This window comes from Streptomyces sp. LS1784 (genome assembly GCF_020103755.1).
Taxonomy (GTDB): domain Bacteria; phylum Actinomycetota; class Actinomycetes; order Streptomycetales; family Streptomycetaceae; genus Kitasatospora.
This window is the reverse complement of the sequence record NZ_JAHSQD010000971.1, coordinates 1-1,829: the sequence shown is the minus strand read 5'-3', so window position 1 is coordinate 1,829 and position 1,829 is coordinate 1. Positions and strand designations below refer to the sequence as shown.

Genomic DNA, 1,829 nt, shown 5'->3' with positions numbered 1-1,829 from the left:
GCATCCGCACCGCCGACCACGCGCCGGGCGACCCGGCCGCCGGCCTGCCCGCGATGGACGGGGAGCCGCCGGTGCTCGTGCCGCGGGCCGGGTACCGGGTGCCGTTCGCGTGGGTCCCCGACCAGACCTGTGCCGGCTCCGGCACCCTGACCACACCGTCGAACGGCGTCAACCAGGCGGCCCTGCGCTCGGGCGTCCCCGCCGGCGAGTCCGGCGCCCCGGCCTCCGTCCCCACCGACGTGCCCAGCGCCAACCCGCCGGCCTCCTCGTCCCCGTCGGCGGGCCCCAGCACGGCCTCCAGCCCGACCGCGACCCCGACCGGCAACCCGACCACGGCGCCGTCCACCGTGACCATCGCCCACACCCCCGCTCCCGGCAACCCGGCGGCCGCCGCGGCGACCCTGCCCGTGTCGTGCAGCGGCACCGTCTACCGCGGCGGCGTCCAGGGCCTGGGCGGCCCGGCGCCGCAGCCATCGGGCTCGCCGACGGCGGGGTGACCCAGGGCCTGTCCCCGAACTCACGCCTGCGGGTCGCAGCGGGCCGCAGGCCGCCGTGTCCGGGGCCCGGGGGACCGGGCGGGTGTGAGGAGTGGTTACCGTGGGGGTGTGTACCGGTTCCTCCTGACTTCGCGCTGGCTCGGCGGCACCGTCGTGGCCGTGGCGGCCGTGGCGGTGTGCCTGTGGCTGGGCTCCTGGCAGCTCGGCCGGTTCGAGGACCGGGTGTCCACGCACCAGGAGACCAAACAGGCGATCACTGCTTCGAGTGACGCCCGGCCGATCGACGCGCTGCTCAACCAGGCGACCCCGCAGGTGAGCACGGAGACCGTCGGCAAGACCGTCACGGTGACCGGCAGCTACGACACCGAGCACCAACTGCTCGTCCCCAACCGGGTGGTGGACGGCAAGCAGGGCTACTACGTGCTCACCCCGCTGCGCACCGCCGACGGACACGCCGTCGCCGTGGTGCGCGGCTGGGCGGCCGGGGACCCGGTCGCCGCCGGGTCGCCGCCGGGCGGACAGGTGACCGTGACCGGGCGCCTGCAGGCCAACGAGGCCGTGGGCAGCAACGGCGCGGTGGCGGGCGGCCTGCCCGCCGGGCAGCTCGGCATGATCAACCGGGCGTCGCTGCTGAACGTGCTGGAGTACGACGGCTGGTACGACGGCTGGGTGGCCGCCGACGACGCGCCCGCCGGACTGGCCCCCGTACCGACCGTGCAGCCGCAGGGCGGGGACGGGCTCACCCTGCGCGCGTTCCAGAACCTGGGCTACACCCTGGAGTGGTTCGTCTTCGCCGGGTTCGTGGTCTTCATGTGGTACCGCCTGGTGCGCCGTGAGGCGGAGGCGGAGCAGGACCGGGCCCTCGGGCTGGACCCGGTCCTGGACTGACCGGCGGCGTCGCTGGTCCGACCCCGGTCTCAGCGCTTGGTCGGCAGGGCCGGTGCCGGTGTCGGCTTGACCGCCGGCGGGGGCGGTGTCGGCGTCGGCGTCGGGAGCAGCGGCTGGGTCGGGGACGGCGAGCCGGTGGGCAGCGGCGTCGGGTCGCTGTGGCAGTGGCCGGTGCCGTTGCCGCTGCCGTTGTGGTCGTCGGAGTCGTAGTGGTCGATGTGGTGGTGCACCGTGCGACCGGTCTTCGACCCCTTGGAGCCCTTCGAGCCCGAGGAGCCGCTGGACCCCTTCGACCCCTTGGCGAGCGTGACGGTGCCGTCCTGGTCGGTCGGCTCGTACGCCGCCAGGAGGACGGCCGTGCCCGCGCCCCCGCTGCCGGCCGCGCTTCCCGCGCCCGGTGCGCTCGCCTTGGTCGCGGTGCCGAGCGGCGTCGCGCCGGGGGCG

The 1,829-nt window shown here is 76.1% G+C and carries 2 protein-coding genes and 1 pseudogene; 2 read left to right on the top strand and 1 reads right to left on the bottom strand.

The features are described from left to right. Together KS423_RS44765 and KS423_RS44760 are read left to right on the top strand one after the other, a co-directional pair. Positions 1-497: pseudogene (locus tag KS423_RS44765) on the top strand (hypothetical protein); the annotation flags it as partial. A 108-nt stretch (positions 498-605) separates the two neighbouring features. Then, the gene (locus tag KS423_RS44760) at positions 606-1,385 is read left to right on the top strand and encodes an SURF1 family protein (protein WP_224285407.1); all 780 of its coding nucleotides are present in this window, start codon (positions 606-608) and stop codon (positions 1,383-1,385) included. A 29-nt stretch (positions 1,386-1,414) separates the two neighbouring features. Here KS423_RS44760 and KS423_RS44755 read toward each other — a convergent pair. Continuing rightward, positions 1,415-1,829, bottom strand: a 415-nt coding sequence (locus tag KS423_RS44755; RefSeq protein WP_224285408.1) for a hypothetical protein, incomplete at its 5' end; no start/stop codon positions are given.